Source organism: Pseudomonas sp. UYEF17 (assembly GCF_040546125.1).
Lineage (GTDB): Bacteria > Pseudomonadota > Gammaproteobacteria > Pseudomonadales > Pseudomonadaceae > Aquipseudomonas > Aquipseudomonas putida_Z.
The window spans coordinates 120,681-138,832 of record NZ_JBEPNE010000005.1; the positions used below are offsets into that span (position 1 = coordinate 120,681).

At 64.5% G+C, this 18,152-nt stretch carries 14 protein-coding genes; 7 read left to right on the forward strand and 7 right to left on the reverse strand.

The genetic code is table 11. From position 1 onward, the window contains the following. Positions 1–11: 11 nt before the first annotated feature. Entirely contained in the window at positions 12–938 is a 927-nt protein-coding gene (locus ABIB24_RS10320) for a LysR substrate-binding domain-containing protein (RefSeq protein WP_013974772.1), read from the forward strand. Positions 939–1,051: 113 nt separating this feature from the next. On the opposite strand, the gene hglS is transcribed toward ABIB24_RS10320, so the two are convergent. Together hglS and ABIB24_RS10330 are read right to left on the reverse strand one after the other, a co-directional pair. Next, complete coding sequence (gene hglS / locus ABIB24_RS10325; RefSeq protein WP_354316407.1) at positions 1,052–2,446, reverse strand: 2-oxoadipate dioxygenase/decarboxylase HglS; 1,395 nt, start codon at positions 2,444–2,446, stop codon at positions 1,052–1,054. 199 nt (positions 2,447–2,645) lie between these two features. After that, positions 2,646–3,536 carry a LysR family transcriptional regulator gene (locus ABIB24_RS10330; RefSeq protein ID WP_137162658.1) on the reverse strand — a complete coding sequence of 297 codons (891 nt, stop codon included), beginning with the start codon at positions 3,534–3,536 and terminating at the stop codon, positions 2,646–2,648. A gap of 136 nt (positions 3,537–3,672) precedes the next feature. Here ABIB24_RS10330 and amaB point away from each other — a divergent pair, with 136 nt between their 5' ends. Both amaB and amaA read left to right on the forward strand, forming a co-directional pair. Next, the gene (amaB, locus tag ABIB24_RS10335) at positions 3,673–5,163 is read left to right on the forward strand and encodes an L-piperidine-6-carboxylate dehydrogenase (protein ID WP_003253547.1); all 1,491 of its coding nucleotides are present in this window, start codon (positions 3,673–3,675) and stop codon (positions 5,161–5,163) included. A gap of 167 nt (positions 5,164–5,330) precedes the next feature. Beyond that, entirely contained in the window at positions 5,331–6,617 is a 1,287-nt protein-coding gene (gene amaA / locus ABIB24_RS10340; RefSeq protein WP_013974769.1) for an L-pipecolate oxidase, read from the forward strand. Between the two features lie 93 nt (positions 6,618–6,710). Here the strand turns inward: amaA and ABIB24_RS10345 are convergent, their stop codons facing one another. Next, a complete protein-coding gene (locus tag ABIB24_RS10345; RefSeq protein ID WP_354316409.1) occupies positions 6,711–8,138 on the reverse strand; it encodes a mechanosensitive ion channel domain-containing protein in 1,428 nt (475 codons plus the stop codon). Between the two features lie 375 nt (positions 8,139–8,513). Between ABIB24_RS10345 and ABIB24_RS10350 the strand changes: the two genes are divergently transcribed. The 3 genes from ABIB24_RS10350 to ABIB24_RS10360 all read left to right on the forward strand — a co-directional run bounded on the left by ABIB24_RS10350 (position 8,514) and on the right by ABIB24_RS10360 (position 12,158). Continuing rightward, positions 8,514–9,080, forward strand: coding sequence for an antibiotic biosynthesis monooxygenase (locus tag ABIB24_RS10350; RefSeq protein ID WP_354316410.1), 567 nt, complete (start codon positions 8,514–8,516; stop codon positions 9,078–9,080). A 39-nt stretch (positions 9,081–9,119) separates the two neighbouring features. Beyond that, the gene (locus ABIB24_RS10355; protein ID WP_354316411.1) at positions 9,120–9,938 is read left to right on the forward strand and encodes an alpha/beta fold hydrolase; all 819 of its coding nucleotides are present in this window, start codon (positions 9,120–9,122) and stop codon (positions 9,936–9,938) included. A gap of 378 nt (positions 9,939–10,316) precedes the next feature. Continuing rightward, entirely contained in the window at positions 10,317–12,158 is a 1,842-nt protein-coding gene (locus tag ABIB24_RS10360) for an amidohydrolase (protein WP_015272310.1), read from the forward strand. A gap of 167 nt (positions 12,159–12,325) precedes the next feature. Here the strand turns inward: ABIB24_RS10360 and ABIB24_RS10365 are convergent, their stop codons facing one another. The 3 genes from ABIB24_RS10365 to ABIB24_RS10375 all read right to left on the reverse strand — a co-directional run bounded on the left by ABIB24_RS10365 (position 12,326) and on the right by ABIB24_RS10375 (position 16,303). Further along, positions 12,326–13,924, reverse strand: a complete 1,599-nt coding sequence (locus ABIB24_RS10365) for an MFS transporter (protein ID WP_137162655.1) — start codon at positions 13,922–13,924, stop codon at positions 12,326–12,328. Position 13,925: 1 nt separating this feature from the next. Then, positions 13,926–15,188, reverse strand: a complete 1,263-nt coding sequence (locus ABIB24_RS10370) for an OprD family porin (protein WP_354316413.1) — start codon at positions 15,186–15,188, stop codon at positions 13,926–13,928. Positions 15,189–15,391: 203 nt separating this feature from the next. Beyond that, the gene (locus ABIB24_RS10375) at positions 15,392–16,303 is read right to left on the reverse strand and encodes a LysR substrate-binding domain-containing protein (RefSeq protein ID WP_025341085.1); all 912 of its coding nucleotides are present in this window, start codon (positions 16,301–16,303) and stop codon (positions 15,392–15,394) included. Between the two features lie 280 nt (positions 16,304–16,583). Between ABIB24_RS10375 and ycaC the strand changes: the two genes are divergently transcribed. Next, complete coding sequence (gene ycaC, locus ABIB24_RS10380) at positions 16,584–17,213, forward strand: isochorismate family cysteine hydrolase YcaC (protein WP_013974760.1); 630 nt, start codon at positions 16,584–16,586, stop codon at positions 17,211–17,213. Between the two features lie 177 nt (positions 17,214–17,390). On the opposite strand, the gene ABIB24_RS10385 is transcribed toward ycaC, so the two are convergent. Next, positions 17,391–17,684, reverse strand: coding sequence for a hypothetical protein (locus ABIB24_RS10385; RefSeq protein WP_015272306.1), 294 nt, complete (start codon positions 17,682–17,684; stop codon positions 17,391–17,393). Between the last annotated feature and the right edge of the window lie 468 nt (positions 17,685–18,152).

Genomic DNA, 18,152 nt, shown 5'->3' on the forward strand with positions numbered 1-18,152 from the left:
GCAGGTGCCTCATGTCCCGTCAGCTCCCCCCGCTGTATGCCCTGCGCGCATTCGAAGCCGCCGCGCGGCTAAGCTCCTTCACCCGTGCCGGCGAAGAGCTGTCGATTACCCAGAGCGCGGTCAGCCGGCATATCCGCACGCTGGAGGAGCATTTTGCCTGTCGCCTGTTCGTGCGCAGCGGCCGCAGCCTGCAACTGACCGAAGCGGCGCGGGTGTTGCTGCCCGGTGTGCGTGAAGGCTTTGCCGCGCTGGAACGGGCTTGCGATACCTTGCGCGGTGAGGATGACATCCTGCGCATGAAGGCCCCCTCGACCCTGACCATGCGCTGGTTGCTGGCGCGCCTTAGCCGCTTTCGCCACTTGCAGCCTGGCAACGAAGTGCAGCTGACCAGCGCCTGGATGGATGTCGACCATGTGGACTTCAACCAGGAACCGTTCGATTGCGCGGTGTTGCTCAGCGACGGGGTGTTCCCGCCGGAATGGGAAGTGCGCAGGTTGTTCCCGGAGCTGCTGATCCCCGTGGGTGCGCCAGACCTGCTCGACGAAGAACCTTGGGACGAGCGTCGGCTGGCCTGCATCGAGCTGCTGCACCCCACGGTGGACAAGCGCGACTGGCGGGAATGGTTGGAGCGCATGGGGCTGAGTGACAAGGTTTCGCTCAAGGGCGGGCAGGTGTTCGACACCCTGGAGCTGGGCATGATTGCCGCGGCGCGTGGCTATGGCATTTCCATGGGTGATTTGCTGATGGTGGCCGAGGATGTCGCGCAGGGGCGCTTGAGCCTGCCTTGGCCGACGGCGGTGCCCAGCGGGATGGATTATTACCTGGTGTGGCCGCGCACTCGGCCAGGGGGCGAGCGGTTGCGGCGTTTGAGCGCGTTTCTGGAAGAGGAGGTGGCGGCGATGGATTTGCCGGATGTGCAGATCCTGCCGGCCCTTTGATCGCCTGTACCGGCCTCTTCGCGGGCTTGCCCGCTCCCACAGGGTTATCGCATGCCTTGAAGCCTGCGCTGTACTTGTGGGAGCGGGCGAGCCCGCGAAGAGGCCGCGATGCCTTACATCGAGCCCAGGTTCAACGCCTGTGCACACGCCTGCAGCGACCGACGCTCGCTCTGCGCATACAGCGCCAGCTCATCCTGCACCTGCAGCCCCAGCGCCGCTTCGAACGCGTCGCGGTTGGCGTTGCTGCCGTACTCGGCCTGCGCATCGTCACCCAGGTTGGACTGGAAGATCCCCGCCGCGCTCACCGGCAGGAAGTCCTCGTACACCAACGCCTCGAAGTGCACATGGCCAGCCTCGATCAGCCCTTCCAGTGTGGTCGGGCGGCCGTCCTGGTCGCGCGCAGCCAGGCCTTTCTCGGTGGCGAAGTAGCGGAAGTAGGCCAGCCCTTGTTCACGCATCTGTGCCAGGTCATCCGGGAACTCGGTAAAGGTGTCCTTCAGCAACGCCATGTAGCGTTCGGCATTGGCCTCGGCCGGGGCGCCACCCAGGGCGGCGCGGGTGGCATCGAGCAGCTTGTCGTACAGCTGGCGACCTTTCGGCGTCAGCGCCGCGCCGCGTTGCTCGATTTCGCCGAAGCGCGCGGTATGGCTGCCTTCGCTGCCCTGCTGATCGCTGAACGCGACCTTTTCCTGCAGGGCCTTGAAGCTGGTCTGGCGCAACAGGATCGGGTGGCGGCGGGTGGGCGGGCCTTCGACCACGGCCTTTGGCGGGATGCCCTTGGCCGGCATGCCAAGCTGGATTGCATCGATGTCCAGGGTGCGCGGGGTCAGGTGGTTGATGTGCGGGCCCTTGAAGGCCACCACATCGGCGATCAGGCGGTGCTGGTCGTGCAACTGCTGGTACTGCTCGGCAGTGACGGTGGCGTCATGGTGCCAGCGGAAGGTGTGCAGCGCTTCCTGCACGAACGCTTCGGCATCGGCGGCGTTCAGGCCACCATCGCGCTCGCATTGGGCGATCAGTTCGAGGGCGCGGGTGGTGAAGATCTGGCGCTTGGCCAGGATGCTCTCTGCCAGCTCGCGCAGTTGCGGGTTGTCGATCAGTTCCAGGCGCAGCAGCGAGGTGAACACGCGGAACGGGCTGACGTGCAGCGACTGCTCGTGCACCGCGCGGAAGGCGGTGGAATGCACCGGCACGCCAGCGGAACTGAGGTCGTAGTAGCCGACCGGCTGCATGCCCATGACCGCGAACAGTCGGGCGATGGTGGCCAGCTCTGCGGCGGTGCCGACACGGATGGCGCCGTGGCGCTCCTGATCCAGGCGCTCGATTTCGCCGGTCCAGCGCAGGGCCTCGGCAACCTCGGGTTGCTGGGCCATGACCTGCTGGTTGATTTCGCTCACCAGCTCCAGCAGCGTGCCGTACAGGGGCACTTCCTGTTTGTACATGAGCGACATGGCGGCAGAGAACTGCGCGCGGATGCTGTCGGGGCTGACGAAATCGTGGGCGGGCATCGCTAGCTTCCTGGTTGGGTTCGGACGCTTACATGAAAGCTGGGAATGCACTTTGCTCACAAGCGAAAAAAAGTGAGTGTGTCATTCCTTTTTTGATCGACCTCAAGGGCCCTTTCGCGGGCACGCCCGCTCCCACAGGGTGCGCAGTCTGAACCTTATGAAGTACCTTGTGGGAGCGGGCGTGCCCGCGAAGAGGCCCTCAAGCCGATAACTGCTCACGAATCCATTCCACCAATGCCCTTACCTTGGGCACCTCCGCCGCATGCTCGGCATACGCCAGGTAATGCGCCCCGGCACTGCGCATCGCATGGTTCCACGGCACCACCAAACTCCCCTCGGCCAGCTCCTTCGCCGCCAGGTAGCGCGGCACCAACGCCACCCCGCACCCGGCCTGCGCCGCGCTCAAGGCCATGTAGAAGGTATCGAAGCGCGGCCCGTGGTAGGCGCTGACGCTCTGCAAACCCAATTCCAGGAACCACTCGTGCCAGGCTTCTGGCCGCGACGTGCTCTGCAGCAGCACCAGTTCGGCCAGCTCCCCGGCATCGTTCAGTTCTCGCCCGGCCAGCAACTCCGGCGCGCACACCGGCACCACCTCCTCACCGAACAGCTCCACGCAGGTGGCCCCCGGCCAGGTGCCCTGGCCATAGAAGAACACCACGTCCGCCGAGCCCTGCAGCAGGGCGAACGGTTCCATCTCGTTGCGGATGTCCAGGTGGATGTTGCTGTGGCGCTTGCCAAAGCCCTTTAGGTGCGGGATCAACCAGCGCACGCCAAAACTCGGCTGAGTGGCTACCTTCAATATCTCGGTCTGCTCGCCGTAGGTGAGCACGTAGCGGCTGGACATATCCACCTGGGTGAGGATCTTGTTGACCTCGGCCAGGTACAGGCTGCCCGCCGGCGTCAGCTGCAGGCGGCGACGGATACGCAGGAACAGGTGGTGGCGCAGCATGTCTTCAAGCTGCGCCACCTGCTTGCTGACCGCGCTCTGGGTCAGGTGCAGCTCTTCGGCGGCACGGGTAAAGCTCAAATGGCGGGCTGCAGCTTCGAAGCACTGCAGGGCGGTCATGGAGGGCACCAGGCGTTTGGACATAGCGGTCTCTGCGGCTCAAATCATTACCTGACGGAATGATATGCGGAATAAAGGTCGTTTGTTGCACCGGTGTGATCGGATTAATACTGATCCACATCATTTTTCCACCCCATCACCCGATGTAGGAGATGCACAAATGGTTGCTGGACTGCTCGAGCGCCTTGGCGTTGCTGCCGAGGCTTACACCCAGGGCGACTACCCTGTTCACACGCCGATCGACGGCAGCCAGATCGCCTCGGTGAAACTGCTCGGCAAGGCCGAGACCATCGCCCGCATCGATCAGGCCCAGAGCGCCTTCGAAGCCTGGCGCAGCGTGCCGGCCCCGCGCCGTGGCGAGCTGGTGCGCCTGTTCGGCGAAGTGCTGCGTGAGCACAAGGCCGACCTCGGCGAGCTGGTTTCGATCGAAGCCGGCAAGATCACCCAGGAAGGCCTGGGCGAAGTGCAGGAAATGATCGACATCTGCGACTTCGCCGTTGGCCTGTCGCGCCAGCTGTACGGCCTGACCATCGCTTCCGAGCGCCCTGGCCACCACATGCGTGAAACCTGGCACCCGCTGGGCGTGGTCGGCGTGATCAGCGCCTTCAACTTCCCGGTCGCAGTCTGGGCCTGGAACACCGCCCTGGCCCTGGTCGCCGGTAACTCGGTGGTATGGAAACCGTCCGAGAAGACCCCGCTGACCGCCCTGGCCTGTCAGGCGCTGTTCGAAAAAGCCCTGAAAGCCTTCGGTGATGCCCCGGCTGGCCTGGCACAACTGGTGATCGGCGGCCGTGAAGCCGGCGAAGCCATGGTCGACGACCCGCGCGTACCGCTGGTCAGCGCCACCGGCAGCACCCGCATGGGGCGCGAAGTCGGCCCACGTGTGGCTGCCCGCTTCGGCCGCAGCATCCTCGAACTGGGCGGCAACAACGCCATGATCCTGGCCCCGAGCGCCGACCTCGACCTGGCCGTGCGTGGCATCCTGTTCTCCGCAGTCGGCACCGCCGGCCAGCGTTGCACCACCCTGCGCCGCCTGATCGTGCACCGTTCGATCAAGGACGAAGTGGTTGCCCGCGTCAAAGCCGCCTACGGCAAGGTGCGCATCGGTGACCCACGCAAGGACAACCTGGTGGGCCCGCTGATCGACAAGCAGTCGTTCGACGCCATGCAGGGCGCGCTGGCCAAGGCCCGCGACGAAGGTGGCCAGGTATTTGGTGGTGAGCGTCAGCTGGCCGACCAGTACCCGAACGCCTACTACGTATCGCCTGCCATCGCCGAAATGCCGGCGCAGAGCGACGTGGTGCGCCACGAAACCTTCGCCCCGATCCTGTACGTGCTGGCCTACGACGACTTCGAAGAGGCCCTGCGCCTGAACAACGAAGTGCCACAAGGCCTGTCGTCGTGCATCTTCACCACCGACATCCGTGAGGCCGAACGCTTCCAGAGCGCCTCGGGCAGCGACTGCGGCATCGCCAACGTCAACATCGGCACCAGCGGCGCCGAGATCGGCGGTGCGTTCGGTGGCGAGAAGGAGACTGGCGGTGGCCGTGAGTCCGGTTCGGATGCCTGGAAAGGCTACATGCGTCGCCAGACCAACACCGTGAACTACTCGCGCGAACTGCCGTTGGCGCAGGGTATCGTGTTCGACTGATGGGTTGATGCTGCATGGCCGGGGGCTCAGCCCCCGGTTCGCGGGCAAGCCCGCTCCCACAGGTACCCCACAGATTTCGAAACCTGTGTACCTCCTGTGGGAGCGGGCTTGCCCGCGAATGGGCCCTAACGCGGCCCCAAACAAGAACAAATTGCTGGAGCCGGGCCATGTCCGAACTGCGTCAAGAATGCTTGTGGGAATTCGTCAGCAAACCGACCGTCGCCGCCCAGGCCCTGGCCGGTGAGCACAAGGCCGATGTCTGCGTGATCGGTGGCGGCATTACCGGCCTGTCGGCGGCCATCCACCTGCTCGAACAGGGCAAGTCGGTGATCCTGCTGGAGGCCTGGAAGATCGGTCACGGTGGCTCCGGGCGCAACGTCGGCCTGGTCAACGCCGGCACCTGGATCCGCCCCGACGATGTCGAGGCCACCCTTGGCCTGCAGCAGGGCAGCCGCCTGAACAAGGTGCTCGGCGAAGCCCCGGCCGAAGTGTTCGCCATGATCGAACGCCTTGGCATCGACTGCCAGGCCCAGCACAAAGGCACGCTGCACATGGCGCACAACGCCACCGGTATCGCCGACCTCGAGGCCCGCCACGAACAATGGCGCCGCCGGGGTGCCGATGTGGAGCTGCTGACCGGCGCCCAATGCCAGGAATACTGCGGCACCGACAAGATTTCCGCCGCGCTGCTCGACCGCCGCGCCGGCACCATCAACCCCATGGGCTACACCCAGGGCCTGGCCGCAGCGGTGGCACGCCTGGGTGGCAAGCTGTTCCAGCAGTCTTCGGTCGAAGGCCTGGAGCGTGACGGCGATGCCTGGCGGGTGAAGACCGCACGTGGTTCGGTGCGCGCCGACAAGGTGGTGATTTCCACCGGCGCCTACACCGAAGGCGACTGGAGCAACCTGCAGAAGCAGTTTTTCCGCGGCTACTACTACCAGGTGGCATCCAAGCCGTTGCAGGGTGCTGCAGCCGACAAGGTGCTGCCACATGGCCAAGGCTCGTGGGACACCCGCACCGTGCTCAGCAGCATCCGTCGCGACGACCAGGGCCGCCTGCTGCTCGGCAGCCTGGGCCGGGTCGACAACAAGCCGGCCTGGTTCGTGCGCAGCTGGGCCGACCGCATCCAGAGCCACTATTACCCGGAGCTGGGCAAGGTCGAGTGGGAAATGCACTGGACCGGCTGCATCGACTTCACCCCAGACCACCTGATGCGCCTGTTCGAACCGGCGCCGGGGCTGGTGGCGGTGACCGGCTACAACGGGCGGGGCAATACCACCGGGACCGTGATTGGCCGGGCGTTTGCCGAGTTCCTGCTGAAGGGGGAGGCGGGCAGCCTGCCGATTCCGTTTTCGCCGATGAAGGGCGTGAGTGCGCCCTCGCTGCGGACTGCGTTCTACGAGTCCGGGTTCTCGCTGTACCACGCGGGGCAATGCTTGAGAGTTGTGTTGTAAATACAGGCCTCTTCGCGGGCATGCCCGCTCCCACAGTGAGTGCTGTGGTGGACATGTGGGAGCGGGCGCGCCCGCGAAGAGGCCGGCACAGGCTTACTTGTGCAACCAGCTGAGAAAGCCGCCCTTCTTGATCGAAACCGGCTTCTGCAGCAACAACGACTCCCGGCTCTGCCGCCGAAACCGTTGCAACTTGCTCAACGCCGTCTGCACATCGCCGCGTTGCACCAGGCAGCTCTTCACCTGTTCCTTGTCGATCCGATACAGCACGCAACCGGTCAGCGTGCGGAACTCGGCCAGCGAGTCCTCTTCGTCGATGATTCCTTCGATCCCCAGCACCTCGCCCGGCCCCATGCGCCCGGCCTCGACAAGCTTGTCGCCATCGCGGATCGACGCCGAAACCACCCCGCTGCCAATCACCAGCAAATGATCGGAATGCTCGCCCACGCCCAGGATTACCTGGTCGGCCAGGTATTCCACCGCCGTCATGCGCTGGCTCAACGCATCGCGCTCTTCCGCGCTCAGCGAGCGGAACACCCGCACCTCGTCCAGCACCTCGCGCTGGCGGCTGCGTGGTGGCATGGCCAGGTCGGTGTTCCACATCACCCCGCTGGCCTCCAGGTGCCGGTGGGCCAGGTCGAACAGCTGGTTGCGCGCGTCGCCCTTGGCGCCCGCGTCGGCCACGAAGCCACTGGCTTCGTACTCCACTGATTCCAGCGTCGAGGCTTTCACCGTCACCTTTGGTCCTGGTGTTGCAAGAATGGCACTGACGCCTTGCAAGGCCTTTTCCAGCGCATCGAACACCCGCTTGGGCCGCACCTTGGCCGGCACCACCACGCTGATCGACACCCCGTGCACATCGGCAGGGCGGCTGTGGTTGAGCAGCCGGGCCTTGGCCGCCACCGAGTTGGGGATTACCGCCAGGCTTCCGGTGCTGGTGAGCAGGCGGGTGGCACGCCAGTCGATTTCCAGCACCTTGCCTTCGGTGCTGTCGATGGAGATCGAGTCGCCAATCTGATACGGCCGTGTGGTGTTCAGGATGATCCCACTGAACACGTCGGCCAGTGTGCTCTGCAGCGCCAGGCCGATGACGATGGCCATTACCCCCGACGTGGCCAGCAGGCCCTTGACCGGCAACTGCAACACATAGCCTGCGGCAGCGACCACGGCAGCCAGGAAGATCAGCGCCCCCAGCACATCCTGCAGCAAACGCCCGCCATGGCTGCCGCGGGCCACCAGCAACAGGCCGAACACCACCGTCACCGTGCGTGCGCCGAACAGCCACCAGCCGATCGCCAGTACCGTGGCGATCAGGTTGCGCGAGACATCATCGGGCCAGGGTGGTGGTTGCATCGGGCTCATGCCGGCAGCCACCAGTACCGAGCTGAACAGCAGGAACAGCACCAGCCGCGCGCCGATGCGCCAGGCCCGGTGCTGGAGAGGGATCAGTTGCCAGAGCACGAGGTCGAGCAGGATCAGGGCGGTGCCGAGCAACAACGGGTATGACTGGATGAACGCCAGCATGGTGGTCTCGGGTGAGGGGAGGGCTGTGGGTAGTAATAGAGCAGGTTGGCCGGGCAGGCAATGGCAGCCTGTGCCGGCCTCTTCGCGGGCTTGCCCGCTCCCACAGAAGTTGTGCATGAGTTGATGGATACGCGATCCCTGTGGGAGCGGGCAAGCCCGCGAAGAGGCCGGCAAATCCAACACCAATCCATCGTTCACAAAACAGAACGCTAGATCCAAAAACCGCTATCTACCGCCAAAAATGTCATGGTTTTAATCTTCTCCACATGCACGGGCACCGCCAGCCGGTGCCCGCCAAGGCAGCACACCTGTCCAATCCAGCGCCCGTCCGCCGTTGCACAGTGGATGCGGGCAAGCTCATCCCAAGGAACGCCGATGAACACCGCACCCCAAGACAACCGCAACGTCGTGACCCTGGTCATCCAGCACAAGGTTCGCGCCGCTTCGCTGGAGGCCTATGAAGCATGGCTCAAGCGCACGGTCAGCACTGCGCGCCGCCAGCCGGGGCACCTGGACGTCAACGTCATCCGCCCTGACGACGGCGGGCTGCATTTCACCACCGTGGTGCGCTTCGCCGATGCCAGCCTGCTGCAAGCCTGGGTCAACTCGGCCGAGCGCCAGACACTGGTCAGCGAAGTACTGCCGCTGCTCGAAGGCGGTGACCACACCCAGGTGCACGACGACCCGGAATTCTGGTTCACCCCGCCGAGCACCAACGCAGCGCAACCGCCGCGCTGGAAGCAGGCGCTGCTGACCTACCTGGTGATCTGCCCGATGACCATGATCATTCCACAACTGCTGGCGCCGCTGTTCGCACGCTTCCCGCAGCTGGGTGGCGCGATCACCAGCAACCTGATCGTCAACCTGTTCGTCATCCTGCCCGTGGTGTTCTACATCATGCCTTGGGTAACCCGCCGCTGCGCCAACTGGCTGCGTGGCTGAGCCAGGCCTTTACCTCGACATTTTCAAGGAGATACCGACATGAGCACGTTCGTTACCCGCGATGGCACTTCGATCTACTTCAAGGACTGGGGTAGCGGCAAACCTGTGCTGTTCAGCCACGGCTGGCCACTGGATGCCGACATGTGGGATTCGCAGATGGAATTCCTGGCCAGCCGCGGCTACCGCGCCATCGCCTTCGACCGCCGTGGTTTCGGCCGTTCGAGCCAGCCATGGAACGGCTACGACTACGACACCTTCGCCGATGATATCGCCCAGCTGATCGAACACCTCGACCTGCGCGACGTGACCTTGGTGGGCTTCTCGATGGGTGGCGGCGACGTCAGCCGCTACATCGCCCGCCACGGCAGCGAGCGGGTGGCCGGGCTGGTGCTGCTGGGCGCGGTGACGCCGGTGTTCGGCAAGCGTGACGACAACCCTGAAGGTGTCGACCTGTCGGTGTTCGGGGGTATCCGCGCCGGCCTGCGTGCCGACCGGGCGCAGTTCATCGCCGATTTCGCCGCGCCGTTCTATGGCATCAACCATGGGCAGCAGGTGTCCCAGGGTGTGCAGACCCAGACCCTGAACATTGCGCTGATGGCATCGATCAAGGGCACCCTGGATTGCGTGACCGCGTTCTCCGAAACCGACTTCCGCCCGGATATGGCCAAGATCGATGTGCCAACCCTGGTGATCCACGGTGACGACGACCAGATCGTACCGTTCGAGAGCACCGGCAAGCAGGCGGCGGAGCTGATTCGCGGGGCTGAGCTGAAGGTGTACGCGGGGGCGCCGCACGGGTTTGCGGTGACTCATGCACAGCAACTCAACCAAGACTTGCTGGCGTTCCTTCAGAAGTAACTGTGCTGGGGCATTCGCGGGCGCGCCCGCTCCCACAGGGACACCACCGGCCTTGAAGACTGTGGTATCCCCTGTGGGAGCGGGCGTGCCCGCGAAGAGGCCAGCCCAGGCAGCACAAATGCTGAACAGGGCTAACCTTCAACCACCCACCGCACATCCATCCAAGCCTTGCCCCCACACCAACCGGCATGCTCCGCAGTTGCGCCTGCCCGCTGCCGCACCCAGACGGAGAACACCATGTCCCAGGACCGCAACGACAAGACCCGTCGCCAGTTCCTCGCCACCAGTACCGTGCTCGGTGCCGCCGGCGCGCTCTGGTCCGCATTGCCTTTTACCGGTTCCGCCGGTTCCGCTCACGCATCCACCCAAGGAGGTTCCATGACCGCCGATCTGATTCTGTTCAACGGCAAACTGCACACCGTTGATCGTGAAAAGCCCACCGCGACCGCTGTCGCCATCAAGGATGGCCGTTTCATCGCAGTGGGCAACGACGCCGAAGCCATGGCCCACAAGGGCGCCACCACGCAGATCATCGACCTCAAGCAGCGCACGGTCATCCCCGGCCTGAACGACTCGCACCTGCACCTGATCCGTGGTGGCCTGAACTACAACCTGGAACTGCGCTGGGAAGGCGTGCCTTCGGTGGCCGATGCCCTGCGCATGCTCAAGGACCAGGCTGCGCGCACGCCAACCCCGCAGTGGGTGCGCGTGGTCGGTGGCTGGAACGAGTTCCAGTTCGCCGAAAAGCGCATGCCCACCCTGGAGGAAATCAACCAGGCCGCACCTGACACCCCGGTATTCCTGCTGCACCTGTATGACCGCGCACTGCTCAACCGCGCCGCGCTCAAGGCCGTCGGCTACACCAAGGACACGCCCAACCCGCCGGGCGGCGAGATCCAGCGTGACAAGTTCGGCAACCCGACCGGCATGCTCATCGCCCGCCCCAACGCGATGATCCTCTACGCCACCCTGGCCAAGGGGCCGAAGCTGCCGCTGGAATACCAGGTCAACTCCACCCGCCAGTTCATGCGCGAGCTCAACCGCCTGGGCCTGACCAGCGCCATCGATGCCGGTGGTGGCTACCAGAACTACCCGGACGACTATCAGGTGATCCAGGAGCTGGCCGACAACAACCAGCTGACCGTGCGCATTGCCTACAACCTGTTCACCCAGAAGCCCAAGGAAGAGCTGGACGACTTCCGCAAGTGGACGTCCAGCGTGAAGCTGCACAGCGGTACCGACTTCCTGCGCCACAATGGCGCCGGCGAAATGCTGGTTTTCTCCGCCGCCGACTTCGAGGACTTCCTCGAACCGCGCCCGGACCTGCCGCAAACCATGGAACAAGAACTGGAGCCGGTGGTGCGCCACCTGGTCGAGCAGCGCTGGCCGTTCCGCCTGCATGCCACCTACAACGAATCGATCACGCGCATGCTCGACGTGTTCGAGAAGGTCAACCGGGACATTCCGTTCAATGGCCTGCCGTGGTTCTTCGACCACGCCGAAACCATCACCCCGCAGAACATCGAGCGTGTGCGTGCGCTGGGCGGCGGTATCGCCATCCAGGATCGCATGGCCTTCCAGGGTGAGTATTTCGTCGACCGCTACGGCGCCAAGGCTGCCGAGCAGACCCCGCCGATCAAGCGCATGCTCGACATGGGCGTGCCGGTGGGCGCCGGTACCGACGCCACTCGCGTGTCCAGCTACAACCCGTGGACCTCGCTGTACTGGCTGGTCAGCGGCAAGACCGTCGGTGGCATGGAGCTGTACCCGGAAGGCCTCAGCCGTGACACCGCGCTGCAGCTGTTCACCCAGGGCAGCGCCTGGTTCTCCAGCGAGCAGGGCAAGAAAGGCCAGATCAAGGTGGGCCAGCTGGCCGACCTGGCGGCGCTGTCGCTGGACTTCTTCAGTGTCGATGAAGAGGCGATCAAGGGCATCGAGTCGGTGCTGACCGTGGTCGACGGCAAGGTGGTGTATGGCGCGGCGGAATTCGACAAGCTCGGCCCGCCCCAGGTGCCGGTGCTGCCGGAGTGGTCGCCGGTGACCAAGGTGCCGGGCCACTGGCGCGTGGGCACGCCGTCGCTGGCAGCGGTGGCGCACCAGTGTGTCGGGCCTTGCGGGGTGCATGCGCACAGCCATGAGAAGGCACGGCATTCGAGTGTGCCGGTGAATGACTTCCAGGGCTTCTGGGGGGCGTTGGGTTGTTCGTGCTTTGCTTTCTAAGCTGAGCTGATGTGAAAAAGGGGGCCAGTTATTGGCCCCCTTTTTTGTTCCTTCTGTGCTGGCCCTATCGCCGGCAAGCCAGCTCCCACAGGTACTGCACAGCCCTCAGGACCTGTGGAGACCTTGTGGGAGCTGGCTTGCCGGCGATAGGGCCGGAGAGGCCAGCATCAATGGTGAGCCTTGTGCTCAGCTCCAGCCAACAGATGCCGAATCTTCACTTTCACCCCATCGGTCTGCAGCATCCGCACCCTGGCCTCGATCTTCAGCTCACCCCGGGTAACCCGGTGGTGATGCCTCAAATGCTCCAGCCACGATTCCTCGAAGAAGAACTCCAGCCACAACGCCGGGTCCGCACTGTCGCGCATCAACCCCCACGACAACGCGCCATTGCGCTTGCGCATCGCCTCCAGCTCCCGCGCTGCCTGCTGGAACGCCTCGGCCTTGGCCGGGTCGATGTGGTATTCCACGGTGACCATCACCGGCCCGCTTTCCTTGTCCATGTCGTCGCTCAGCAGTGGCACCGGCCAATGCAGTGACGGCGTCAGCTCCTCGGCTGCGGTTTCCGGCAGCGTCACCTTGCAGGTCAGCAGCGTGCCCAGTGCCAAGCCTCCTGCGGCCAGCAGCAGGCTCAAGGTGATCGTTGCATGGCTGGCCAGCGTGCCCCATAGCAACCCGCCACTGGCCATGGCACCAAAGAAGATCAGGATGTACACCGACAGCGCCCGCGCCCGCACCCAGGCCGGCACCGAGGTCTGCGCCGCCACCTGCAGGTTGGACAGCACGGCAATCCACGCCGCGCCGCTGAGCAGCATTGCCGGCAGCAGCACATAGAAGTTGCGCACCAGCGCCAGGGCCAGCAGGAACAGGGCATACAGCAGGCTGGCCAGCAGCACCAGGCGGTCGCGGCTGATGCGTTCGCGCAGGCGTGGCAGCAAGGTGGCGCCGGCCACCGCGCCAATGCCGATGGCCGCCAGCAGCAGGCCGAAATCGGCGGCGGTGCCCTGCATCTCGCCACGCACGATCAACGGCAGCAGCGAGGTGCCGGCGCTGGCGCAGAAAAAGAATGCCAAGGCGCGCAATATCACCGCCTGCAAGGGCTTGGCACTGCGCGCGAAACGCAGCCCGGTGCGCATGGCGCCGACGAAGCGCTCGGCCGGCAGCAGCGGCTCCTTCACCTCGCGCTTCCACAGGAACAGCACCAGAATCACCCCGGCGAACGAGATGGCATTCAGGGCGAAGGTCAGCCACGGGCCGACCATGCTCACCACCACGCCCGCCAAAGCCGGGCCGATGGCGCGCGACACATTGATACCGACACTGGAAAGCGCCACCGCGTTGGCCAGGTCGTCCTTGCCCACCAGCTCCGGTGTCAGCGCGCTCCAGGCCGGCATCATCAGTGCCGTGCCGATGCCCAGCGCCAGGGTAAGCACCAGCAGCAGGGTGACGTTCATCAGCCCGAGCAGGGTCAGGGCCGCCAGCACCACGGCCACCGAAGACATCCACAGTTGCACCAGCAACAGGTAGCGGCGCTTGTCGACAATATCCGCCGCCGCGCCGGCCGGCAGGGCGAGGAAGAACATCGGTAGCGAGCCGGCTACCTGGATCAGGGCCACATGCAACGGGCTGGCCGACAGTGTGGTCATCAGCCAGCCGGCGCCCACCTCGTGCATCCAGGTGCCGATGTTGGAAGCGATGGTGGCGATCCACAGCATGCGGAAGGTGGCGTTGCGCAATGGGCTCCAGGCGCCTGAAGGGGTCGTGCTCATGTCAGAAGCTGCCTTTGAGTGGGTATTCGATGATCAGGTAGATCCGGTCGATGTCATCGCCGGCCTGTGCCTGGTTGGCGCGGTGGCTGACGTGGGAAAACGACAGGCTCAGGTCCTTGGCGGCGCCCGACTGCACCACGTATTTCAGGTCGATGTCGCGCTCCCAATGGTTGCCGCCGTCGCCGTACTGGCCCACATAGGCGCCGCCTGCCGGGGCATGGCTGCCGTCGATGCCACGGCCGCTGACGTAGCGGCCCATCAGGCTCAGGCCGGGGGCGCCGAGGGTGGCGAAGTCGAGGTCGTAGCGCAGTTGCCACGAGCGCTCGCCGGGGCCATTGAAGTCGGCGTACTTGATCGAGTTGGCCAGGTAGATGGAGTCGCCGCCGACGAAGTCGAACGGGGTATCGCCCTCGACCTTCTGGTAGGCCAGGCTCAGCGCCTGGGCGCCAAAGCTGTACCTGGCCAGCAGGCTGTAGGCGAGGGTGTGGATTGCCCCGGCACTGGCATTGCCGGTGTCGCGGGTCTTGTACAGGTTGCCGTCCAGGCGCCAGTTGCCCTCGGCCAGGTTCAGGTTGAGGTAGGCCTGGCGCCAGGTGTCCTCCAGTTGGCCTGCGTACAGTGCGCCACCAAATGGCCCGTCAAGTGCGAACGCGGCGCCGGCCAGGCTGATGGCACGGTTGTCGGTGATAGCGCCGTAGCCGCTGAAGTCATCATGGCTGGAGCTGTTGTCCTGGTTGTTGAAGGCGGTGAAGTGCCCGGCCTGCAGGCGCCAGTCGGGCAGGTCGGTGTTGTCCAGGAACCAGCCGGTGGCGTACTCCGGGTGCAGGCGTTTGTCGCTGGTGTCGAACACCGGGGTTTCCACGGTCATTTCGCCGTAGCGCAGTTGGGTGTTGCCCATCCGCAGCTTGAGTGCGGCGCCGGCGCTGGAGTAGTCGGACTCGGCGCGGCCATCGCTGTCGCGCGGCAGCAGGCCGGTGCCGGCATGGCCGCGGCCGCCGTCCAGCTTGAGGCCGAGAAAACCATGGGCATCGATGCCGACGCCGAGCGTGCCCTCGGTGAAGCCGGAGCGGATTTCGCCAATGAAGCCCTGGGCCCATTCCTGGCGGTAGTTCTGGCCACTGCCGGAGGGCGAGCGGAAGTCGCTGTGTAGGAAGTAGTTGCGGCTGAGCAGCGACCAGCCGGGCTCTTCGGCCTGGCTGAGCGCCGGGCACAGGGCTAGGGTGGCGAGCAGGGCGCGGCCTGGTCCGTGAGTGGCGCGGATCATGAGGGCTCCGGGAGGGATGATCCGGGAATGTGGATGAAGGATAGGCCAGGGGTCTTGTATGTGTGTGCTCTGGCTGGTTTTGCCTGTGCCGGCCTCTTCGCGGGCGAGCCCGCTCCTACAGGTTTTGCACAGGGTTCAGAGCCTGTGGTGAACCTGTGGGAGCGGGCGAGCCCGCGAAGAGGCCGGTACAGCCAACCCAGAACTCAAGCCATGTCGCTGATGGCAAACTCCTCGGCCAGATGGTCGATCAGCGCCCGCACCGACGGCAGCAACCCCCGCCGCGACGGGAAGATCGCATGCACGATGCCGCAACGCGGGTGCCATTCCGGCAACAACTCCACCAGCCGCCCCGCCGCCAGGTCTTCACGCACCGCCACCCGCGGCAGGTGCGCAATACCCACCCCGGCCACCACGAAATGGCGCAGGGCGAACAGGTCGTCCGTCACCATGCGCGGTGTGTGCGGGATGACGATGCTGTGGCTGCTGTCCTCACCCTGGAACAGCTCCCATTGGTACTCACGCTGGGCGCTGCCCCAATGCAGGCTCGGCAGCGTGCCGAGCAGCTGCGGGTCGAAGCCCTTGGGCAACTGCTCCAGGTACTGCGGCTGGCCGACCAGGCACTGGGTACTGTTGCTCAGTACCTTCATCACCATGTCGGTGTTCTCCAGCGGCGGAAAGCGCACCCGCAGGGCAATATCGAAGCCCTCGTGCAGCAGGTCGACGCGGCGGTTGGTGCTCTCGATGAACAGCTCCACCTGCGGGTACTTGAGCATGTAGCGGGTCAGCATCGGCCCGACCCAGGAATTGAGCAGGGTGGTCGGGCAACTGATACGCACCAGACCGCGCGGTTCGCTGCGGTTGCGCTCGATGATCTCCGCCGCGCCCTCGGCCTCCACGCGCATGGCCAGGCAGCGGTTGTAGTAGGCCTGGCCGATCTCGGTGAGCGAACAATGGCGGCTGGTGCGGTGCAGCAGGCGCACGCCCAGGCGGTCTTCGAGATCGGCGATGCGCCGGCTTAGCTTCGACTTGGGCATGTCCAGCGCCCGGCCAGCCGGGGCGAAGCCGCCGTGTTCGACTACCTGGGTGAAGTAGTAGAGGGAGTTGAGGTCTTCCAATGATCGGTCTCCAGGTACTTGGTTGCCTGTGCCGGCCCTTTCGCGGGTAAACCCGCTCCCACAGGTACTGCACAGGGCTTAAGCCCGGCGCCATCCCTGTGGGAGCGGGTTTACCCGCGAAGAGGCCGGCACAGCCCCTACAAATCCATCGTTCATAAAACGGAACGCTAAAGCCAAATTCTGCTATCTACCGCCACAAAGGTGATGATTTTAATCTGTGCCCATCAACGCGAAACACCCCCGAATGCTGAAAAATTCATAACCCTTAGGAGCACAGACCATGAGCAAATTCACCTACAACCGCCTGAACAAAGACGACGCCGCTGTCCTGCTGGTCGACCACCAGGCTGGCCTGCTGTCCCTGGTCCGTGACATCGAGCCGGACAAGTTCAAGAACAACGTGCTGGCCCTGGCCGACCTGGCCAAGTTCTTCAACCTGCCGACCATCCTCACCACCAGCTTCGAGCAAGGCCCCAACGGCCCGCTGGTACCAGAGCTGAAAGCCCTGTTCCCGGACGCCCCGTACATCGCCCGCCCGGGCCAGATCAACGCTTGGGACAACGAAGATTTCGTCAAGGCGGTGAAGGCCACTGGCAAGAAGCAGCTGATCATTGCCGGCGTGGTGACTGAGGTCTGTGTAGCGTTCCCGGCGCTGTCGGCCCTGGAAGAGGAGTTCGAAGTGTTCGTGGTAACCGATGCTTCCGGCACCTTCAACGAAATGACCCGCGATGCTGCCCATGACCGCATGAGCCGCGCCGGCGCGCAAATGATGACCTGGTTCGGCGTGGCCTGTGAGCTGCACCGCGACTGGCGCAACGACATCGAAGGGCTGGCGGCGCTGTGCTCCAACCACATTCCGGATTATCGCAACCTGATTACCAGCTACAACGCGCTGACTGCGGGTAAGTAACAGCCCGTTAGTTGAATGCAAAAAGGCCGGCTTCCTCTGTAGGGAGCTGGCCTTTTTTGTTTGCTGCGCTGGCCCTTTCGCGGGTAAACCCGCTCCCACAGGTACTGCACAGTTTCAGCGCCTGTGGTGATCCTTGTGGGAGCGGGTTCACCCGCGAAGAGGCCAGCAAGGACAACATCAATTCATGGGCTGCGACTCAATCCCATCCAGCAATGCCTCAACCAATCCTTCTGCCATTTCGAGCGCATTCAGGTTGCTCCAGAACAGGCTCTTGCCGGTTTCATCCAGGTGTTCCAGGGCTTTGTAGCCACAGTCGTAGGCGCCGCGCAGGTACTGGGCGACATGCACCAGGGCGTCGTGGGCAGAGACGCCCGGGTTTACTGTGAACAAAGGTGGATGGCCGGCATCGCAGCGGCTGAAAGCGCGCTCTTTGGTGTCGGGAAGAGGTGGATTGGGGACAATTTTTTTCATAGCCAAACTCCGATAGAGGTTGGCCGGCACCATCCGTTTCCACGCGAAGGGTGGCGGCTGCACGCGGGGTGGAAAGCCAGGCTATCGGAACCCCGGCAGGCCATTCGGCCTCCCGCGCGCAGCTGCCATGACAACAGCTATTCCGATTTACCTGCCGGGTTTCCACACCCGATCGCTGAACCGACAGCGACCCGGCAAGCCTAGAGAGCAGGCTTTCCCCGGACAATCAGACGGGCTTCGACACGGTGCGTAGGATAATTCGTCAGATGGTATGGCTGAGTAGGAAATGGCTCGCAACGAAGTAGGATGCTGCTGATATTTTTGTGCACTGGGTCCGCTGCGCGGCCCTTCGCGGGCACGCCCGCTCCCACAGGAATAGCGCAAGCCTGGCAAGCGGTGCAGTACCTGTGGGAGCGGGCATGCCCGCGAAGGGCTGCATAGCAGCCCCAGTTGTGGGAAGGATCAGGA

Bases quoted from the DNA above. Each gene is read 5' to 3' on its own strand.
- ABIB24_RS10330 (WP_137162658.1), bottom strand. From the start codon at position 3,536: ATGTCCAAACGCCTGGTGCCCTCCATGACCGCCCTGCAGTGCTTCGAA.
- ABIB24_RS10345 (WP_354316409.1), bottom strand. From the start codon at position 8,138: ATGCTGGCGTTCATCCAGTCATACCCGTTGTTGCTCGGCACCGCCCTG.
- ABIB24_RS10360 (WP_015272310.1), top strand. From the start codon at position 10,317: ATGACCGCCGATCTGATTCTGTTCAACGGCAAACTGCACACCGTTGAT.
- ABIB24_RS10320 (WP_013974772.1), top strand. From the start codon at position 12: ATGTCCCGTCAGCTCCCCCCGCTGTATGCCCTGCGCGCATTCGAAGCC.
- ycaC (WP_013974760.1), top strand. From the start codon at position 16,584: ATGAGCAAATTCACCTACAACCGCCTGAACAAAGACGACGCCGCTGTC.
- ABIB24_RS10355 (WP_354316411.1), top strand. From the start codon at position 9,120: ATGAGCACGTTCGTTACCCGCGATGGCACTTCGATCTACTTCAAGGAC.
- amaB (WP_003253547.1), top strand. From the start codon at position 3,673: ATGGTTGCTGGACTGCTCGAGCGCCTTGGCGTTGCTGCCGAGGCTTAC.
- ABIB24_RS10370 (WP_354316413.1), bottom strand. From the start codon at position 15,188: ATGATCCGCGCCACTCACGGACCAGGCCGCGCCCTGCTCGCCACCCTA.
- amaA (WP_013974769.1), top strand. From the start codon at position 5,331: ATGTCCGAACTGCGTCAAGAATGCTTGTGGGAATTCGTCAGCAAACCG.
- ABIB24_RS10365 (WP_137162655.1), bottom strand. From the start codon at position 13,924: ATGAGCACGACCCCTTCAGGCGCCTGGAGCCCATTGCGCAACGCCACC.
- hglS (WP_354316407.1), bottom strand. From the start codon at position 2,446: ATGCCCGCCCACGATTTCGTCAGCCCCGACAGCATCCGCGCGCAGTTC.
- ABIB24_RS10385 (WP_015272306.1), bottom strand. From the start codon at position 17,684: ATGAAAAAAATTGTCCCCAATCCACCTCTTCCCGACACCAAAGAGCGC.
- ABIB24_RS10350 (WP_354316410.1), top strand. From the start codon at position 8,514: ATGAACACCGCACCCCAAGACAACCGCAACGTCGTGACCCTGGTCATC.